At 29.3% G+C, this 18,934-nt stretch carries 14 protein-coding genes and 2 pseudogenes; all 16 read left to right on the top strand.

Annotated features, from left to right (window positions below):
• The first annotated feature begins 271 nt into the window (after positions 1–271).
• The 16 genes and pseudogenes from BR82_RS0107215 (at position 272) to BR82_RS0107140 (ending at position 18,923) form a co-directional block, all read left to right on the top strand.
• The gene (locus BR82_RS0107215; RefSeq protein ID WP_161635126.1) at positions 272–5,293 is read left to right on the top strand and encodes a discoidin domain-containing protein; all 5,022 of its coding nucleotides are present in this window, start codon (positions 272–274) and stop codon (positions 5,291–5,293) included.
• Between the two features lie 181 nt (positions 5,294–5,474).
• Complete coding sequence (locus BR82_RS0107210) at positions 5,475–6,803, top strand: MATE family efflux transporter (protein WP_027089635.1); 1,329 nt, start codon at positions 5,475–5,477, stop codon at positions 6,801–6,803.
• 196 nt (positions 6,804–6,999) lie between these two features.
• Positions 7,000–7,986: a PD-(D/E)XK nuclease family transposase gene (locus tag BR82_RS0107205; RefSeq protein WP_027089634.1), complete on the top strand. Its 987-nt coding sequence runs from the start codon at positions 7,000–7,002 to the stop codon at positions 7,984–7,986.
• Between the two features lie 144 nt (positions 7,987–8,130).
• Positions 8,131–9,186, top strand: a pseudogene (locus BR82_RS15380) (D-alanine--D-alanine ligase family protein).
• Positions 9,164–9,784, top strand: a complete 621-nt coding sequence (locus BR82_RS0107195) for a M15 family metallopeptidase domain-containing protein (RefSeq protein ID WP_027089633.1) — start codon at positions 9,164–9,166, stop codon at positions 9,782–9,784. Before BR82_RS15380 ends, BR82_RS0107195 begins: the two are co-directional and overlap by 23 nt.
• A gap of 46 nt (positions 9,785–9,830) precedes the next feature.
• Positions 9,831–10,271 carry an alanine racemase C-terminal domain-containing protein gene (locus BR82_RS0107190; protein ID WP_027089632.1) on the top strand — a complete coding sequence of 147 codons (441 nt, stop codon included), beginning with the start codon at positions 9,831–9,833 and terminating at the stop codon, positions 10,269–10,271.
• An 8-nt stretch (positions 10,272–10,279) separates the two neighbouring features.
• Positions 10,280–11,464 (top strand): annotated as a pseudogene (locus BR82_RS17880) (M15 family metallopeptidase).
• 194 nt (positions 11,465–11,658) lie between these two features.
• On the top strand, positions 11,659–12,072 hold the full coding sequence (locus BR82_RS0107180; RefSeq protein WP_027089631.1) for a peptide deformylase: 414 nt from the start codon (positions 11,659–11,661) through the stop codon (positions 12,070–12,072).
• Between the two features lie 102 nt (positions 12,073–12,174).
• Positions 12,175–12,843 carry a CatB-related O-acetyltransferase gene (locus BR82_RS0107175; protein WP_027089630.1) on the top strand — a complete coding sequence of 223 codons (669 nt, stop codon included), beginning with the start codon at positions 12,175–12,177 and terminating at the stop codon, positions 12,841–12,843.
• A 120-nt stretch (positions 12,844–12,963) separates the two neighbouring features.
• Positions 12,964–13,638, top strand: a complete 675-nt coding sequence (gene trhA / locus BR82_RS0107170; protein ID WP_027089629.1) for a PAQR family membrane homeostasis protein TrhA — start codon at positions 12,964–12,966, stop codon at positions 13,636–13,638.
• 93 nt (positions 13,639–13,731) lie between these two features.
• Positions 13,732–14,577, top strand: a complete 846-nt coding sequence (locus BR82_RS0107165) for a DMT family transporter (RefSeq protein ID WP_027089628.1) — start codon at positions 13,732–13,734, stop codon at positions 14,575–14,577.
• 80 nt (positions 14,578–14,657) lie between these two features.
• Positions 14,658–15,488, top strand: a complete 831-nt coding sequence (locus BR82_RS0107160; RefSeq protein ID WP_034864387.1) for a YwqG family protein — start codon at positions 14,658–14,660, stop codon at positions 15,486–15,488.
• A gap of 22 nt (positions 15,489–15,510) precedes the next feature.
• A complete protein-coding gene (locus tag BR82_RS0107155; RefSeq protein WP_027089626.1) occupies positions 15,511–17,064 on the top strand; it encodes an ABC-F family ATP-binding cassette domain-containing protein in 1,554 nt (517 codons plus the stop codon).
• Positions 17,065–17,174: 110 nt separating this feature from the next.
• Positions 17,175–17,879, top strand: a complete 705-nt coding sequence (locus BR82_RS0107150) for a hypothetical protein (protein WP_027089625.1) — start codon at positions 17,175–17,177, stop codon at positions 17,877–17,879.
• A 147-nt stretch (positions 17,880–18,026) separates the two neighbouring features.
• Positions 18,027–18,350 (top strand): hypothetical protein, encoded by a 324-nt coding sequence (locus BR82_RS0107145; protein WP_027089624.1) that lies wholly within the window; start codon positions 18,027–18,029, stop codon positions 18,348–18,350.
• Positions 18,351–18,371: 21 nt separating this feature from the next.
• Entirely contained in the window at positions 18,372–18,923 is a 552-nt protein-coding gene (locus BR82_RS0107140; RefSeq protein ID WP_027089623.1) for a DNA-3-methyladenine glycosylase I, read from the top strand.
• Positions 18,924–18,934: the final 11 nt, after the last annotated feature.

Here is an 18,934-nt window from a genome sequence, read left to right as displayed (position 1 = left end):
TGCTATAAAACCCAAATCATGTCAACCGTTAAATTATAGAACGTCCTAACATGAATTATTATAACACGTTATTTTAGAATAACAATAAAATTTTTTGAGCTAGATGCTAGTTCTTTTTAAGTATATCTAAAATCCATATTTTTATATTTTTATTTATGAATAACAGAAAAGATGGCTGTTTTTACTTTAACAACCATCTTATCTTAATTCAATGATTTTTCATTTTCTCTTAACTTAATACCATTGATCAATTATTTTACTTTTTTCAATGATGTTATCATGTTTTTCGCAAAAAATTGTTTTAGTCAATGCTGCTGAAGAATATGAAAATATTGCATTAAATAAGCCGGTTATTACATCGAGTGTAAGACCTGCCCGTTCAGAATTAGTTGGGGCACTGGCTGTTGATGGAATTGATGACGATGAAAGTTCTCGTTGGAGTTCTAAGATGGCTACTGGTTTAGGTGAAAATGAGGGACCTTCAGAAGATGGGACTGTAGAACAATGGATTACTGTTGATTTACAAAATGTATATGATTTATTAAGAATTTATATTTCTTGGGAAGGTGCATATGCAAAATCATATCAAATACAAACTTCATTAGATGGTAATAATTTTACTGATCTATATGTAAATACTGATGCAAAAGGGGGAAAACAAACAATTGAAAAAGATGCTTTCATTAGCGATGCATCAGCAAGATATGTACGTATTAAATGTAATGAACCAGTGAAAGCTAGTTGGGGCTATTCAATTTATGAAATTGAGATAAATGGAGCACAAAAAGACAATGTAAATTTAGCTCTATCAAAAGATGTATCATATTCGGGAGTCGAAGGAGGAAAAGTTGGCGATAGTTGGAAATATCCTCAATTTGTAGGAGAAAAAGTAGTAGATGGTGACGAAACAACTAGATGGTCAGCTGATAAAACAGATGATCAATGGATTATAGTAGATTTAAAAGAAGTAGAGATATTATCTCAAGTAAATGTTAATTTTTTCAGAGAGCCTTTAGAATATACGGTTGAAATTTCTAAAGATGGTAATGATTATACAACAATTTTAGATGTAAAAGATAATTCAATGATCAATGTTGAAAATATGCGTGAGATTGCTTTTGATCCTCAAGAAGTAAGATATATAAAAGTTAACCAAACAAAAATGTTTACGAATCCTAGCAATAATAATAAATATGGTGGAAGCATATTTGAAATTGAAGCATATAGATATGCAATGTTAGAACCAGAAATCGAAACGGCTAAGATGGCACTTACAAAATTAGAATCTGAGGGATTTGAATTACCAGAAAATTCTAATGAAAAAATTATCTTTTCAGAAGCAATTACTAAGAATTTTGATGTGGAGATTTATGGTTCGGATTATCAATCAATCATTAGTTTAGATGGAATTTATTATCAGCCTTTAGTTGATAAAGATGTTCATATTATGTATAAAGTTACTAATAAAAATGATGAAAATGATATTGCAATAAGTAGTAATGATAATAAAATTCATATTCCTGGTAAATATGAAGATAGTGGTAAAAATGAATTTCCAAATGTAATTCCTTCAATTCAAGAATGGCATAGTGAAAATGGAAATTATTCTATTTCTAAAGATTCAAAGATTATTTATAATGATGAAAGTTTAGAAGTGCAGGCAAATATTTTATCAGGATATTTGAATAAATTAGTAGGATTAGATATTGATGTAAAAAAAGGAACTAATCCTGAAGATGGTGATATTTATCTTTCATTAACAGATGAAGATGATGTTGCAATTCTTGGCGATGAAGGATATATCATGACTGTTGATGATTATGTCACTATTGATTCAACTACACTAAATGGTGTGTTTTATGGTGGTGTTACAATTGTACAGGCATTATATTTAAATTTGGATGAATTAACAATTCCTAAAGGGACAGCACATGATTATCCAAAATATGAAGTACGATCAATTGCTTTAGATATTGCACGTTCGGAAATTAAATTAGATTATATTAAAGAAATCACAGAGATGTTACCTTTATTTAAAGTAAATGAAATTGTTATGCATATTAATGATGATCGTGGTGATAAAATTACTAACTCAGAAATAGGATCAGAAGAAAATATTCAACAAGCAAAAGAATTATCATCATTTAGAATTGAAAATGACAAAAATATTGGTAGTCATTCATATCAAATTTCAAAAGAAGATTATATTGAATACCAATTAGAAGCAGCAAAATATGGAGTTAGCGTAGTTACAGAATTGGATACACCAGCTCATAGTGCCGTATTTTCTCTACTTCCAGAAATGCATGATAATATGTATGATGTTCGTCATTTAAAAATATTAGACGATTCTTCAACTGATGTTAATAATGTTACTTTGCATCAGCCAACAATTGATTTTGTAGATGAGTTAACTCAAGAGTTAATAGGAAACGCTCCTGGAGATGCCGTAATTCAAACACCAATTTTCCATTTTGGCACAGATGAATATAATTCTGCACCTATATATTCAGAAGCAATGCAGCAATATATTAATCATTATACTGAGTATATTCAAGATCGTGGTTATGAAGCAAGAGCATGGGCATCTAGTGATGGAAGTTCCGGTTTTAAAGGCTATGTAACTCCGCAAAACAAAGAAGTAACATATTATTTATGGGCTCCATACTGGGCTGATGTTAAAAAAACAGTTGCTAATGGTAATCCAATTATTAATTGTTCTGGATCTTGGTTATATATTGTTCCAGGTGGAAATAACAACTATAATAATTATTTAAATATTGAAAAATTATATAATCAATGGAGTGTTAATGATATTACTACTACTCGTGGAAGTGGTGGTGCAGTATTACCAATTTCACATCCGCAATTAAGAGGTGCATCAGTGGTACTATGGAATGATGATGGATTCTTATTAGATGGCGTTAGTGATTTTGATATTTTTGATCGGTTAAAATATGGTATTGCTTTGATTGGTGAGCGTACTTGGTATGGTGAAAAGACTGAAGATCAGTCTTATGATGAATTTAAAACATCTTATGAATATTTATTAAAAACAGGACCAAGTGCTACAAGTAATCCTGCTAGATATGTTCAAAGTAAGACAGAGACAGTAGTTGATATTGATTTTGAGACAATTAATGATAATAAAGCAATAGATGTTAGTGGAAATGATTATAATGGTATATTGAATTCTACTACAGCAAGGGGAATATCTGGAAATGCTTTAGTACTAGATGGAGATTCATATTTACAGATGCCATTTGATAGTATCGGTTTTCCAGCTACTGTATCATTTGATATTTATATTGATGAAAATACATCAAAAGATGCTGCTTTATTTGAAGGAAACGATGGTAAGATCAATCTTAATCAAAAAAATAAAGCTGGTGAATATACAGGTAAATTAGGATATGAACGAGATGGTTATACATATGTTTTTGATTATGAAGTGGAAACAGAAAAATGGTTAAAAATTATGATAACTGCCGATAAAGATGGTACTAATCTTTATGTAAATGATAAATTAATTAGTGCTGGAAAAAGAACAGAATTTGGAAGTTATGTTACTAAGAATTTATCAACATCAATGATATTGCCAACAGAAAAAATAGGTAGTGGTATTATCGGAAAACTTGATAATTTCAAAATCGTTAATGAAAAAATTGAAATTGCAGGTCCAGAAAATATTGCATCTACAGCAATTGATGCGGTGGCAAGCAATGTCTATAATGAAAACTTTACAGGAATTAAAGCAATCGACGGTTCTTTATTGACACGCTGGGCAACAACTAATGATATTACTAGTGCAACTTTAGAATTAACATTTGATGAAGAAGTATCAGTAAATCAAACGAGAATCGTAGAATATAAAGCAGCATATAATTATATCACAAGTTATAATATAGAGTACTGGAATGGTGAAAACTGGGTTGTTGGACATACTTATAATGTTGATAATTCTGAAAAAATGGCTGTTGCTGGTGTAACGAATGGATATGAATTCGGTAGTCAGTTTGATACTATTACAGCTTCAAAAATTAGATTAAATATTACAAGTGCATCACGACCATCAATTTTTGAATTTGAATTATTTTATAATGAAGATACCGTAATAGATGTAGATAAGGATGATTTAGAAAAAGTGATCAATGATGCAAATGAGCGTAATAAAGATGATTATACTGTATCTACTTATAATTCAATGTTAGAAATATTAAAATATGCTAAAGAAATCTTTAATACCGATTATATTACCCAACCACAAATTGATGAAGCAGCAAATGCGCTTAATGAGGCATTAAATAATTTATTAAAAAGAGCTGATATTACAGAAGCTCAACATTTATTAGAAAGTTATAATGATTTAAATAGTGAATTATATACTAAAGCAAGCTGGCTAGTATTTGAAGAAGCGAGACAGAATGTAAATAATGCAATTCAAGATCCAAATGAATTATCACAAGAGCAATTAGATGAGTTATGCAATAAATTAACTGATGCATTTGTAGCATTAGAATTAAAAAATAGCGCTAATAAATATTTATTACAAATTGCTATTGAAATGGCTGAAAAAGCAAGTTTAGAAAATGTCGTACCAGCCGTAGTAACTGAATTTAATGAAGCTTTAACAAACGCTAAAGAAGTATATGCAAAAACTAATGCAACTCAAGAAGAAGTAGATAATGCTTTTGATCGACTAGCAAATGCAATGCATATGTTAGAATTCTACAAAGGTGACAAAACAGCATTACAAAAACAAGTAGATGATATCAATGCCTTAGATGAAAGTAAATATATCGAATCATCATGGCAGGCAATGTTACCAGTATTGGATAAAGCAAATTCAGTTTTAGCTGACGAAAATGCAATGCAGGATGAAGTTAATGAAGTATACACAGAATTGGTAAAAGCGTTCTTGAACTTAAGATTAAAACCAAATAAAGACTTATTACAAGAATTGATCAATAAGGCCAATGGTTTAAATGCTGCTAATTATAGTGCTGAGTCATGGGCGGTAGTGACAGATGTTTTAAATGAAGCCAAGACAGTACTAGATGATCCAGAAGCAACACAGACTCAAGTAGATACTATAAAAGCTGTTTTAACAAAAGCAATTGCGGGATTACAAGTAGAAATAAAAGAAACTAGCAATCCAGTCAAAGCAGGCGATACAACAGCAAGTGTCGCTACTGGCGATACTATTACAATCATGCCGATTGTTTCAATTGGTGCGTTATCTGCTCTGATAGCTTTATCTCAAATTAATAAAAAGAAGAAAGTTCAGTGTTAAGTATAAAAACTTAGTGAATATTAAATAACAAGGGTATCCGGTTTATTGGGTACCCTTAAAAGTATTTAAATTAATAGTTTAAAGCAGTTAAGAAATATTTTTATTTTGTATTTCAAAAATAGAAATTGTTTACTATTCAAAATAGATAAGCGTATAATATGTTTGCATAGGGGGAAAATATATGTTATTTAGTAATAAAGATTTAAAAAAATTAATTGGACCGCTCGTTGTAGAACAGTTACTAATTATTATGGTTGGTTTTTTTGATACTGTAATGGTGGCTAGTGTTGGTGAGGCTGCTGTATCTGCAGTCTCATTAGTTGATGGTATAAATATTTTGCTGATCAATATTTTTTCGGCTTTAGGAACTGGGGGTGCTGTAGTAGCTGCTCAATTTATTGGACAGGGGGCAGTAGATAAGGCAAAACATTCAGCTAAGCAGCTAATTTTAATTACAGCTATAATTTCATTAGTGATAATGGCTATTGTAATCTTTTTTAATGCTTCTTTATTACATTTAATTTTTGGTAATGTTGAAGTTGAAGTAATGAAAAATGCTGAAATCTATTTTTTGTTTTCAGCCATGTCATATCCTTTTATTGCTTTATATAATTCGGGTGCTGCTTTGTTTAGAGCAATTGGTAATTCAAAGATTTCAATGATCAATAGTGCAGTAATGAATGTAATTAATATCATTTTAAATGCAATATTTATTTTTGGATTAAATTGGGGTGTTTTTGGTGCGGTTTTAGCAACATTAATTGCAAGAGCTGTGGCATGCTGTGTTATTTTAAAAACATTAAGTCATAAAGATTTAGATATTTGTATAGATGATTATTTGCATTGGAAATTTGATTTTACGTATATAAAAAAGATTCTACAAATTGGAATTCCTTCGGGTTTAGAAAATGGAATGTTTCAATTTGGTAAGATTTTAGTGCAAAGTTTGATCGCTACCTTCGGTACTTATTCGATTGCAGCAAATGCTGTTTCTAATAATTTAGCTCAAATGCAAATCATCCCAGGAATGGCAATGTCTTTAGCCATGGTTACTGTAATAGGACAATGTGTTGGTGCTGATGATTATAAGCAGGCAAAATACTATGTAAAAAAATTAATGAAGATCACATATATTTCGATGGTAGTTTTAATTGGTGTTTTGGTTATAGCTACACCTACTATTTTAACTTTTTATTCTCTTTCATCTAAAACTACTGATCTTGCATATCAATGTATTTTTTTGCATGCAATCATTGCTGCCACTATTTGGCCTTTATCATTTACTTTTCCCAATGTTTTAAGAGCAGCTAATGATGCTAAATTTACAATGATAGTATCTGCAGCTTCAATGCTGATTTTTAGATTATGTTTTAGTTATATTTTAGGTCAATATATGAATCTAGGGTTATTAGGTGTTTGGATTGCAATGTTTATCGATTGGGTAGTGCGCTGCATTTTCTTTGTTTGGCGATATAGAAGTGGTAAATGGATGAATCGAAAATTGGTATAGGATACGAGAAGTATCCTATTTTATTAACAAAAATAAACTTTCAATATAATTACATAAATAATTATAATAGAGACTAACATTTAGTTTATTATAAAAACTTTAACAACAAATAAATATTAATTAAAATTTATAATTTTGAATTAAAAAGAAGTAATTTCTCTAATAATCTTGTAAAAGATAATGAGGAGGAAAAAATATGATTCATGAAAAAACTGTTATTGATAATAATAATGTTCGCTTTAGTAATGACCTGTTCTTTAAATATCTGCTTTCCAGAGATACTTTAGAATCTATAAAACTGAGAAAGTTTATCGTTAAATCCGTCACTCATCTTGACTGCCAACAAATGATCGTTAAAAATCCGGAAATCAATCAAAATACGGTCCTCGCTAAAAATATCATCCTCGATATCTGTGCGGTTGATGAAAAGGGCCGAATTATTGATATTGAAATGCAGATGGCCGGCAATAGTAAAAGCGAAAGTACCCGCTTTCAGTTCTATGGGGCCAGACTGTTAGTAGAACAGATCGATACCGGTGAAAAATATCATCAGCTAAGACCGGTATATCAAATCATCTTTATCAATGAAGATGATGATCGTTTGATCAAAGATTATGCGTTTCGAGATGATCTGGGAGAGGTGGAAAAAGGTAATCTTAATTACCGTTATTTTATCAAGATGAGACATATCGATAAGATCATCAAAGAAAAAGGAATCGCAGGATTAAATGATCTAGAAAGATTATGTTATTTGTTTATAAAAAATGAATATCCTGCTATAATGAAGGAAAGAGAAGAAGATATCGTGGAGATGGTGATAAAGATGTATGACAAGTTTAGAAGTAATGAGCCGATATGGTCATTAGCGAACCAGTTAGCTTTAGCGAAGCTTAGAACCGAATCCTTAGAGATGGAGCGCGAAGAAAAGACAGCCAAAAGGATCGAAGAAGGAATCGAACAAGGGATTGAACAGGGTATTGAGATTGGACGAGAAGAAGGAGTTGAAATAGGGAAAAAAGAAACGCTTAAACAAACATGTATTAAATTGCTTGAAAAGCAGTATCATCAAGACTGTCACAAATGGGTAGAGAGTTTAAATGAAAAGCAAATGGAATTGATATATGAATATATATTTGAAGAAGATGATTTTGAAGTATTTAAACAAATAATAGATAGTAATTAATTGTTTCTAATATCAGAAAAAAGTAAGAAAATAATGGGGATTTTGTTATATTTTTATATGAAGATATTAAAAAATAGCACTTTTATTTTAGATATCATATAGATATCAAATAAAAGTGTTTTTCTTTTGAAGAGAGGATATGATATGGAGAAAAAAACAATAGCAGTTTTATTTGGCGGGAATTTAAGTGAATACGAAGTTTCTTTACAATCAGCTAATACAGTGATAAAATATTTTTCTTATCATAAATACGAATTGTATATGATTGGTATCACTAGAGAGGGAAAATGGTATTATTATCAAGGCACTGTTGATAAGATTTTGGATGATACTTAGTATTTAGAAAATAATATTAGTGTGTGTATTTGTCTAAATCCAAAGTGTCAGGAAATAATGGAAATTAGTGTAAATAGAGTTAAGTATTGTCATCTTGATGTTGCTTTTCCTATTCTGCATGGTAAAAATGGTGAAGATGGAACAGTTTAAGGATTGATGCAATTAGCGAATATTCTGGTGATTGGATGCGGAATACTATCATCAGCATTATGTATGGATAAGCAAAGAGCTCATGAACTAGTCAAAAATCAGGGGATAAAAGTAGCTGATGCTATTGTCATAAAAAATACTAGTGATTATAGTAAGGCAATTAGTACCCTGCAATTTCCGTTATTTGTAAAACCAGTTAAAGCAGGTTCGTCTTATGGTATTTCAAAAGTGCTGGATATACAGGATTTAAAACCAGCAATTGATAATGCTTTTAAATATGACAATGAAGTAATTATTGAAGAAGCAATATTAGGGAGGAAAGTAGGATGTGCGATTATAGGTAAAGATATTTTAGAAGTAGGTTTGGTAGATGAGATAGAATTGGCTGATGGTTTTTTTGATTATCATGAAAAGTATACACTTAAAACTTCAAAAATTCATTTGCCAGCAAGAATCGATGAGCTAACAACTAAAAAAATTCAAGATACAGCAATGCTCATTTATCGTACGTTAGGTTGTCAAGGGTCTGCACGAGTAGATATGTTTTTAACAAATAATAATGAAATCTATTTTAATGAAGTTAATACTATTCCCGGTTTTACTACACACAGTCGTTTTCCCCAAATGATGAAAGGAATAGGTTATGATTTTATTGAACTGATAGATAGGATTATTGAAATGGGACTTAAAGATGGAAACGATTGTACTGAATAAAGAGCAGATCTTTCAAGGGACACAAATTCTTGTAAATCAAGATTACCCTTTACCAAAAGAATATTGTATTGAAATAGATTCTTATCAAAAAATTGTTTTAGAAAAAAGGGTAATAACGAAGATAAATAAAATATTTAAAGAGCTTAATAATGATCCTAAAATTAGCTTAATTAAAGGTTTAGATGCTACTAGTAATATTAGTGAATATCAAACAGGATTATGCTATGATATAGTTTGTAGTGATTTAAATACATATCTAGATTTAAAGCACAAAATGTATAATCATGGTTTTATTGAACGAAGTTTAAAAAATGTTTCAAATCATATTAAACAAGAATGTTTTCGTTATGTTGGAACTATTCCAGCGTATCTTATTAATCAAAAACAATGGAGTTTGGAAACATACCATGCCAAGATTAAAAAGTATTCTATTTATAATCCCTACATTTTTCAATATAAAAATAAAATTATTGAAGTCTTTTTTGTTTGTGCATTGAGTAGCAAAACACGATTATATTTAAGCAATAAAAGAAAATACCAGATATCAGGTAATAATCAAGATGGATTCATTATTATTATCTGGCAGTCATATGTATAAAAAAGTTATTCATTAATTAAAGATTTTATTATGAAAGGAAAAACTTATGATAGATACATTGACTAGTCGCAGCTGGCTAGAAATTGATTTAGATGCCCCTAGTTATAATCTTAATAAATTATTAGCACTGCTCCATAGAGAAACATCATTAATGGCGGTTGTTATAACTGATGGATATGGTCATGGTTTAGCAGTCATAGCGAAGCAGTGTCAGAAATTAGGTATTAAAGCATATGCAGTTGCGACAATAGACGAAGGAATAAAATGTCCAATCATTGGACGTATATGTATGGATCAAATGTTAGTAGATGTCATTGAGGTAAATGATCTTGATAATAATGAGATAGTAATAATTGTTGGTAATGATGGTCACAATGAAATACGTATTGAAGAATTAGCACAGGCAGCAAAAACTATAAGTAATGAAATATTAAGTCAGATAGGGAATCGTTTACTAAAAGTGTATGTAGGAGGGAAAGGATTTTGAAAAAAAAGATGTTACATAAAAAGAAAAAAAGATTATCGTATGAAGTTATTATTGCAATATTAGCTGTCGTTGTTATTTTATCGATCATTGCGATTTTTAATTATGATCGAATTATATTAATGATAAAAGGCTATAATTTTAGTGAACAAAGTATTATTTTAAATCTTGATGAAGAAGATGTTAAGCGTATTTTAGAAACTGATGAATTAATAACTATTAGTGAATGGGATGAATTTTCTAATCATCATCATTACTTAGAATATCAAACTTATAAAAACTATAAAAAAGATTTGTTAAAAAAAGATATTATCAAAAATATTGATACGTTTTATCAAGATTGTTATCAACAATTAAAAAAACTTAAATATAGCTATGAAGAAATGATAGAGCTGATGAAAATTGCAGATATAGAAGATTTTAAAATGATTATTGATAATAAATATTCTTACGCAAAAATAAAACCATATTTGGATGTAAAAGGAATGTCTTTTAAAAATATTAATGAATACATAACATCCGGTAAAGAACCAGTTTCAGCAGTTTTATCAACGACTTATCCTTTTATTGATGCTAAAAATAAGGTAACTAAAGAATATGAGATATTAGAGCCTGAAAATACTTTAGTTTTAATAAAAAAAGGGTTTGTTTTACCTAAAGATTATGAGCTTCAAGATTTAGTAGAACCTAATATTTCTATTGCTCCTGATACAGAAAATAAAAAATTAAGAAAAGATGCTGCAAAAGCACTAGAACAAATGTATCAAGACGCTTTGGATGAAGATTATCACTTAGTTTTAAATAGTGGATATCGCTCATATGAAAGTCAAACTAAAATATATGATGAATATTTTAAAAAATATGATGCTATTACAGCATCTGGATTAGTTTCAAAGCCAGGGTCAAGTGAACATCAATTAGGAGTAGATTTAACTAGTTAAAGTGTTATTGACAAAGAAAAATTAGTTTTTGGAGATACTGAAGAATATAAATGGGTTGTAAAAAATGCATATAAGTATGGTTTTATTTTGCGTTATCCTAAAAACAAAGCATCGCTTACAGGAATGGCTAATGAACCGTGGCATTTTCGTTATGTAGGTAAAAAAGCGGCAAAGATCATTTATGATAATGATTGGACTCTAGAAGATTATATTCTTAAATATGGTTTTAGTTATGAATTAAAAGCAGTAGATTAATAGAAGTGTAAAAATAAGGATAACAGTTTATCGAAAATTTCCTAGGAAATAGTCGAGACATGTATTAAAATGAATGATATTTAATAAAGGACTGGTGCTAAATGCTTCAGTCCTTTATAATAAGATGATAAAATGATAAAATAAAAAAGAGTTTGAATTATATAAAATATTTTAAAGACAAAATTGGAGGAAATATGATTAGAGATATAGTTACAGATCAATTTAGTTTAAGTCAAAAATCAATTTTGGCAACACCAGAAGATTTACCAGTTGTTCAAGATTTGTTGGATACAATAAAAGCTCATGAACAAGAGTGCGTGGGGATGGCTGCCAATATGATTGGGGTAAACAAAAATATCATTGTAGTTAATGATAACGGTAAATATTTAGTAATGATCAATCCCATAGTATTAAAAACATCAGGACGATTTTATGAAACCGAGGAAGGTTGTTTATCACATCAGGGGGTTAAAAAAACTAAACGGTATGAAAAAATAAAAATTGTTTATTTTGACGAGAATTTTAAAAAGAAAATAAAAACATTTCAAGATTATTTGGCACAAATAATTCAACATGAAATAGATCATTGTCAAGGAATCTTGATTTAAATGTAACTGGAGGTATGTGAATGAAAAAGATTCAAATAATTAGAGCAGTTGCTACGGTAATAATAGGTGAAAGGATGTGAGATAAAAAAGGAGTGAATAAGAATGAATAATATCCCTAATCCTAATGATGTTTTTCCAAATGAATATAAGACATCATGTTATATAAAAAACGTAATTACAGCTCCCAATATTTTTATTGGTGATTATACATATTATGATGATCCAGTTGATCCAACGGGTTTTGAAAAAAATAATGTTCTTTTCAATTGGCCGGAATTTGGTGATAAATTGATAATTGGCAAGTTTTGTTCGATTGCTTGTGGAACTCAATTTATAATGGGTAGTGCTAATCATCGAATTAGCAGTATTTCAACATACCCTTTTAATGTGTTTGGGGGAATTTGGGCTCAAAAAACACCACCTCATTTAAAACAATTACCATTTAAAGGAGATATAGTGATTGAAAATGATGTTTGGATCGGAAGAAAAAGTACAATTATGCCAGGTGTTAAGATTGGAAATGGTGCGATTATTGCAGCACACTCAATCGTGACTAAAGATGTTGCGCCATATTGTGTAGTAGGTGGCAATCCAGCTCGTTTGATAAAAAAACGTTTTGATGAATTAATTGAATTATTAGAAAAATTGAACTGGTGGGATTCTACACCTGAAGAGCTTGTTGAATTGTTACCATTATTATGTAATGAAGATTTAAATGAGGTAAGAAAAGAGATAAAAAAAATATTATTTGATAGGAATAAAAATTATTGATCAGCTTTTATATAATGAGCTAGTAATAATATTCCTGGATATAATAGATTTTTGTTTTATTAATATATGAATTTATGATGGAATAGGAATATATACATAGTTATAGAGTGGAGGTATTTAATGAAGCGAATAAAATTAGATGATCGTGTTTTACCAGTATATACCCGTGGTGAAGAAATATTTAATATGGTTACACATATTGTTGGTGGCGTTTTTGGGATAGCAGTATTAGTATTGTGTATTGTTTTTGGTGCTATTAGAGGTAATGGGTATGGAATTGGATCAGGAATTATTTATGGTGTTTCAATGATTCTTTTATATACGATGAGCAGTATTTATCATGGATTATCACCAAATACTAAAAGTAAAAAAGTTTTTCAAATTATGGATCATTGTTCGATCTTTGTTTTAATTGCTGGAACTTATACACCAGTATTATTATGTTCAATTAGACCGATCGATGAATTCTGGGCTTGGACTATTTTTGCGATTGTTTGGGGTTGTACAGTTTTAGGAATTGTTTTGAATGCTATTGATATTGAAAGTAATCAAAAATTTTCGATGATTTGTTATCTGGCAATGGGCTGGTGCATTATTTTTAAAATTAATCTTTTACCTGAAGCAATCGGATATAATGGTATTTGGTTATTAGTATTGGGTGGTGTTGCATATACAATTGGAACGGTTTTTTACGGACTTCAAAACAAACATCGCTATATGCATAGTATTTGGCATTTATGGATTTTATTAGGTAGTGTATTACATTTTTTATGTATTATTTTGTATGTTATCTAAATAATTTTGAAGATCTTAGTAAGTGTTTATTAAGATCTTTTCTTGTCAAAAGTATTTTAAATAGTTATCATAAGTAATAACTGGAGTGATAAAATGAAAAACAAAGAAATTTTTTCATTACATGCAGCTGTAATGTTATTTGGTCTAGCTGGAGTAATTGGTAAATTTGTAGGACTACCTGCAATTTTCATTACGTTTGCACGGGCATTTTTTTCAGCCGTCTTTTTATTGATCGTCATGTTAATAAAAAAAGAAAACATTTTACTAAATAGTAGAAATGATTATTGTTTAATTGGTCTAGCAGGTGTAATAATGGCAATTCACTGGTTTACATTTCTTCAGGCTATTGAAATGGCAACTGTTGCTGTTGGGACAATTACTTTTTCAACTTTTCCGCTTTTTGTAACTTTTTTAGAACCCTTTTTTTATAAAGAAAAATTAAAGCTAAAAAATATTATTGTTGCTATTGTAATGCTTTTAGGAATATTAATAACGATTCCTGAGTTTAGTTTAAAAAATCAAATGACATCAGCAATAGTAATTGGCATGATAGGATCACTGAGTTATGCTTTACTCTGCTTAATAAATCGATATTTTTCTAAATCTTATGATGGTAAAACGATCTGTTTATATGAACAAGGTGTAGCAGCATTTGTATTATTACCATCTTTATTTATTGTAAAAATAAATTTAACAATAGTTGATTTTTTAGCACTTGTTTTTTTGGGGATTGTTTGTACAGCGATAGCTCATAGTATATATATTAGTAGTTTGAAAAAAATAAAAGTCCATACAGCAAGTATAATTTCGGGAATGGAAAGTGTCTATAGTATCGTTCTAGCGTTGATTTTATTACATGAAATGCCTAGTATGAAAGAAGTTTTTGGTGGGTCAATAGTCTTAATGACAGCTTTTTATGCTTCATTGATTGATAAATAATAAAGTACTTAGATATGGGGCAAGATTCATGTTAAGATTAAAAGTGACAAGATTTATGATTAATTTAAAGGGGATAGTTTATGTTTAAAAGAAAAAATAAAATTACTAAAGAAATGGTTTTAAAAGTAATGACTAGTTTAAATCAGGAAACAATTAAAGATGTTATTAAGATAAATTTAAGTATTGATGATTGTAGTATTTTTACTAGTAAGTTTGGTGGACTGCCATATTTAGGAAAAAAAGATTTAGTGCCAGTCAGTGATAATAATCAGCAATTAAAACTGATTGGACAAATAAATTTAGAGGAATTACCAAAAAATAAATATGATCTACATAAAGGAATGTTACAGTTTTGGGCTTTGGATAATGATTTATATGGTTTGGATTTTGATGATATGACTTCTCAAAAAGAGAGTCGTGTTATCTATTATCCAGAAATCGATTATCGTGTTAGAGAAACAGAAATCATCGAAAAATATTCACCTGATAAAGAAGGTTATTTTCCGATAGAAGATACTTTTAAATTAAATTTTGTTAGTAGTAAAGAAGGAATTTGTCAAGGTGATTATAAATTTGATCAATTGTTTACTAATAAGTGGAATCATTTTTATCCCAATAATTTAATTGAATCATATTACGATTTACCAGAGGAAATATTGTCAGAAGATGAGTTTAATGAAAATAGTGGATTCGGGCATAAATTATTTGGATACCCAGCTTTTACTCAAGTAGATCCACGAAGTATGGTTAGTTACAGTCAATATATTTTGTTATTGCAAATTGACAGTATTGGTGTTGCAGATAAAGAAATCATGTGGGGCGATAGTGGCATTTGTAATTTTTTTATCACAGAAGCTGATTTGAAAGATAAAGATTTTTCAAAAGTATTATATAATTGGGATTGTTATTAAATAATGTAAGCAGGAGAGAAAAATGAGCATATTAAATGTAGAAAATGTTAGTCATGATTTTGGCGGACGGACAATATTAGAAAATGCCAGTTTTAGGTTGTTAAATGGTGAACACATTGGCTTAGTTGGGGCTAATGGTGAAGGTAAGTCAACATTTCTTAATATTATTACTGGTAAAATCATTCCCGATTCGGGAAAGGTAGAGTGGTGTAAACGGATTACAACTGGTTATTTGGACCAGCATACAGTTTTAAAACCAGGACAAACGATTTATCAAGTATTACAAGATGCTTTTAGATATTATTATGATCTAGAGCAGGAAATGCTGGCAATGTATGAACAGATGGCAGATTGTGATGATATAATGATGAATAAATTAATGGAAGAAGTTGGTGAGATTCAGGAAATTTTAGATCATGGTGGTTTTTATACCATTGATGTAAAGATCAAGGAGGTTGCAGGTGGTTTAGGTTTAAATGATATTGGTTTAGATAAACCAGTTGATGCTTTATCCGGGGGACAGCGTTCAAAAGTTTTACTAACAAAACTATTATTAGAAAATCCAATGATTCTAATTCTTGATGAGCCAACTAATTATCTAGATGAACAGCATGTTAACTGGTTAATTAATTTTTTAAGAAATTATGATAATGCTTTTATTTTAGTTAGTCATGATATTAGTTTTTTAAACCAGGTCATAAATGTTATTTATCATTTAGAAGATGGGGTATTGACACGATATAAGGGTGATTATGATTATTATTTAGAGCAGGCGGAACTAAAAAAGAGACAACAAGCAGCAAGTTATCAAAAACAACAAAAAGAAATAGCTGATCTTGAAGATTTTATCGCAAGAAATAAAGCGCGAGTAGCTACTCGAAATATGGCTAGTTCAAGACAAAAGAAATTGGACAAAATGGATTTGATTTCAAAGCCAAAAGAAAAAATAAAACCGTTATTTTCATTTATGGAAGCGAGGACTCCAGGCAAAGTATTATTTGAATGTAAAGATCTAGTAATTGGCTATGATAGTCCTTTAACTACGCCACTAAATCTTGTTTTTGAAAGAAATAAAAAGATTGCTGTTAAAGGTGTCAACGGTTTAGGAAAAACAACATTATTAAAAACACTGGTTGGGATGCAAGAGCCTTATAGTGGCACAGTAGAAAAAGATCCTTTTGTTGAAATTGGTTTTTTTAAACAGGAAGAGGCTATCGTTTCGATGACAGCATTAGATTATTTATGGGAAGAATTTCCAGATCGTAATAATGGTGAAATTAGATCGATGCTAGCTAAGTGCGCTTTAACGAGGGAACATATTGAATCATTAATGAAAGTATTGTCTGGTGGAGAGAATGCTAAAGTTCGTCTTTGTAAGATCATGAATCGAGAGGCTAATGTTTTGGTGCTCGATGAACCGACTAATCATTTAGATGTTGATGCTAAAGAAGCATTACAAAGTGCTATTAAAGCTTTTAAAGGGGCGGTTATTCTAGTTAGTCATGAACCAGAGTTTTATTTACCGATTGTTGATGAAGTGATTAATTTAGAAGAATGTTCGACAAAAATAATTTAGAAAAGATCATATTCAAGCGAATATGATTTTTTGATTTGCGCATCTTTAAATGTTGTATCGATGTATATTTAAATGATAAGATATAGTTAGTAAGTTAGGGAGGGAAAATTATGGAAGCAGTTAATAAAAGGGATAAAGATATTAGTTGGATTTTTAAATGGGTTATAGCCGGATTTATTTTATCGTTTATTGATATTAAATTTGAGATAATTTCTAGTATTATATCATTGATATCAGGCTTGTTTTTTTATTTAGCGATCAGAATGATCAAAGATATTAATAGATCGTTTAGATTTGCATATTATTTTGCTTTGGTTTTTATAATTGTTAATATGCTTGATTTAGTTTTAAAGGCAACGCCATATCAAGTGTTTGCTCTTAAATATATTTTGATATTTATTGGTATAAGTAGAATATTATTTATGATTAGGGGGTTTTATGATTTTTTAGAAGATAAACATCATATAAAAAGGATCTTGATATATTATTTAATTAGTTTATTGATAGCATTTTTAGCTTATTTACTAGGGATAAAAGCATCCTGGTTGTTAGTAGTGATAATTATGGGCTGTTTTATTTTCATGATCTATCATTTTGAAAAAGTGAAGAAAACGATTATTGAAAATAATAATATCAGTGTTTCTGAGGTTAGAATAACTTCAGTTAAATTAGGTTTAGGATATTCTGTAGTTACAATAGCCTTATGTTTAGTCATGACATTTATAAGTGTTACAACTTATTATCATTATGAAACTAATAAAGAGTGGCTAAGATTTGATCCTGATACAGCATTAGATTATCAAGAAGCTGTTTGATATGATAAAAAAGGTAATAAAGTAGCGAATGTTCAAGCATATTTATTTAAAGATGATAATAAGTATTATAATTATCTAGTAATCGATGATTTAAAAGATGAAATTTATTGCCAGCAGTTAAATATAGGTTTAGCTAATATTAATGGGATGTACAGTTATAAAATCGCGTATCAAGATCCTGAAAATGATAAAATATACCAAACTACTTCATCGCAAAAGAAAGAAACAGATTTTTTTAAAACTGAAGCTATTACCGTTTATGAAACATATTTTGGACGTAATAATTCTAAGAAATGTTTTATTTTAGTTGAATACGATGCATCAGAAGAAAATAATGTGTTACATAATATATATGTTTCGATGAATAGTAAGATCATTCCTTCATATCCATTTAAAAATAATGATTTTGATGATAGTGATGCTTTTTGGGTTACGATACTTGATGATAAATTAGAAATATCTAATGAATAATATAAACGAGGAGAAAGTAAAATGGTTAAAAGATGTACTTGGGTAGATGAAAAATCAGAGATATATAAAGATTATCATGATCATGAATGGGGAAGACCTGTTTATGATGATGAAAAATTATATGAAATGTTTTTATTGGAGACTTTCCAAGCTGGTTTATCTTGGATAACGATCTTAAAAAAACGTGAAGCGTTTAAAGAGGCATTCGATCAATTTGATGTAAAAAAGATTGCTCGATATGATGAAACAAAGGTAACTGAGTTATTAAATAATGAAAAAATAATTAGGAGTAAAAGAAAAATTGCTGCAGCAATTAAAAATGCTAAAATTTTTATGGATATTCAAAATGAATTTGGTAGTTTTTCTAAATATATTTGGGGTTTTAGTAATAATCAAATCATCAAAAATATTGACGATAATTTCAAAACTACATCAAAATTATCGGATGAGATCTCTAATGATTTGAAAAAAAGAGGTATGAGTTTTGTAGGATCGATAACGATCTATTCATATTTGCAGGCGGTAGGAATTGTTAATGATCATGAATTAAATTGTTTTTGTTACAATAAATAGATATTTTAAAG

It is taken from the genome of Thomasclavelia saccharogumia DSM 17460, from assembly GCF_000686665.1.
Classification (GTDB): domain Bacteria; phylum Bacillota_I; class Bacilli_A; order Erysipelotrichales; family Coprobacillaceae; genus Thomasclavelia; species Thomasclavelia saccharogumia.
The sequence above is the reverse complement of the archived record's forward strand: the minus strand, read 5'-3'. Positions and strand labels throughout refer to the sequence as shown.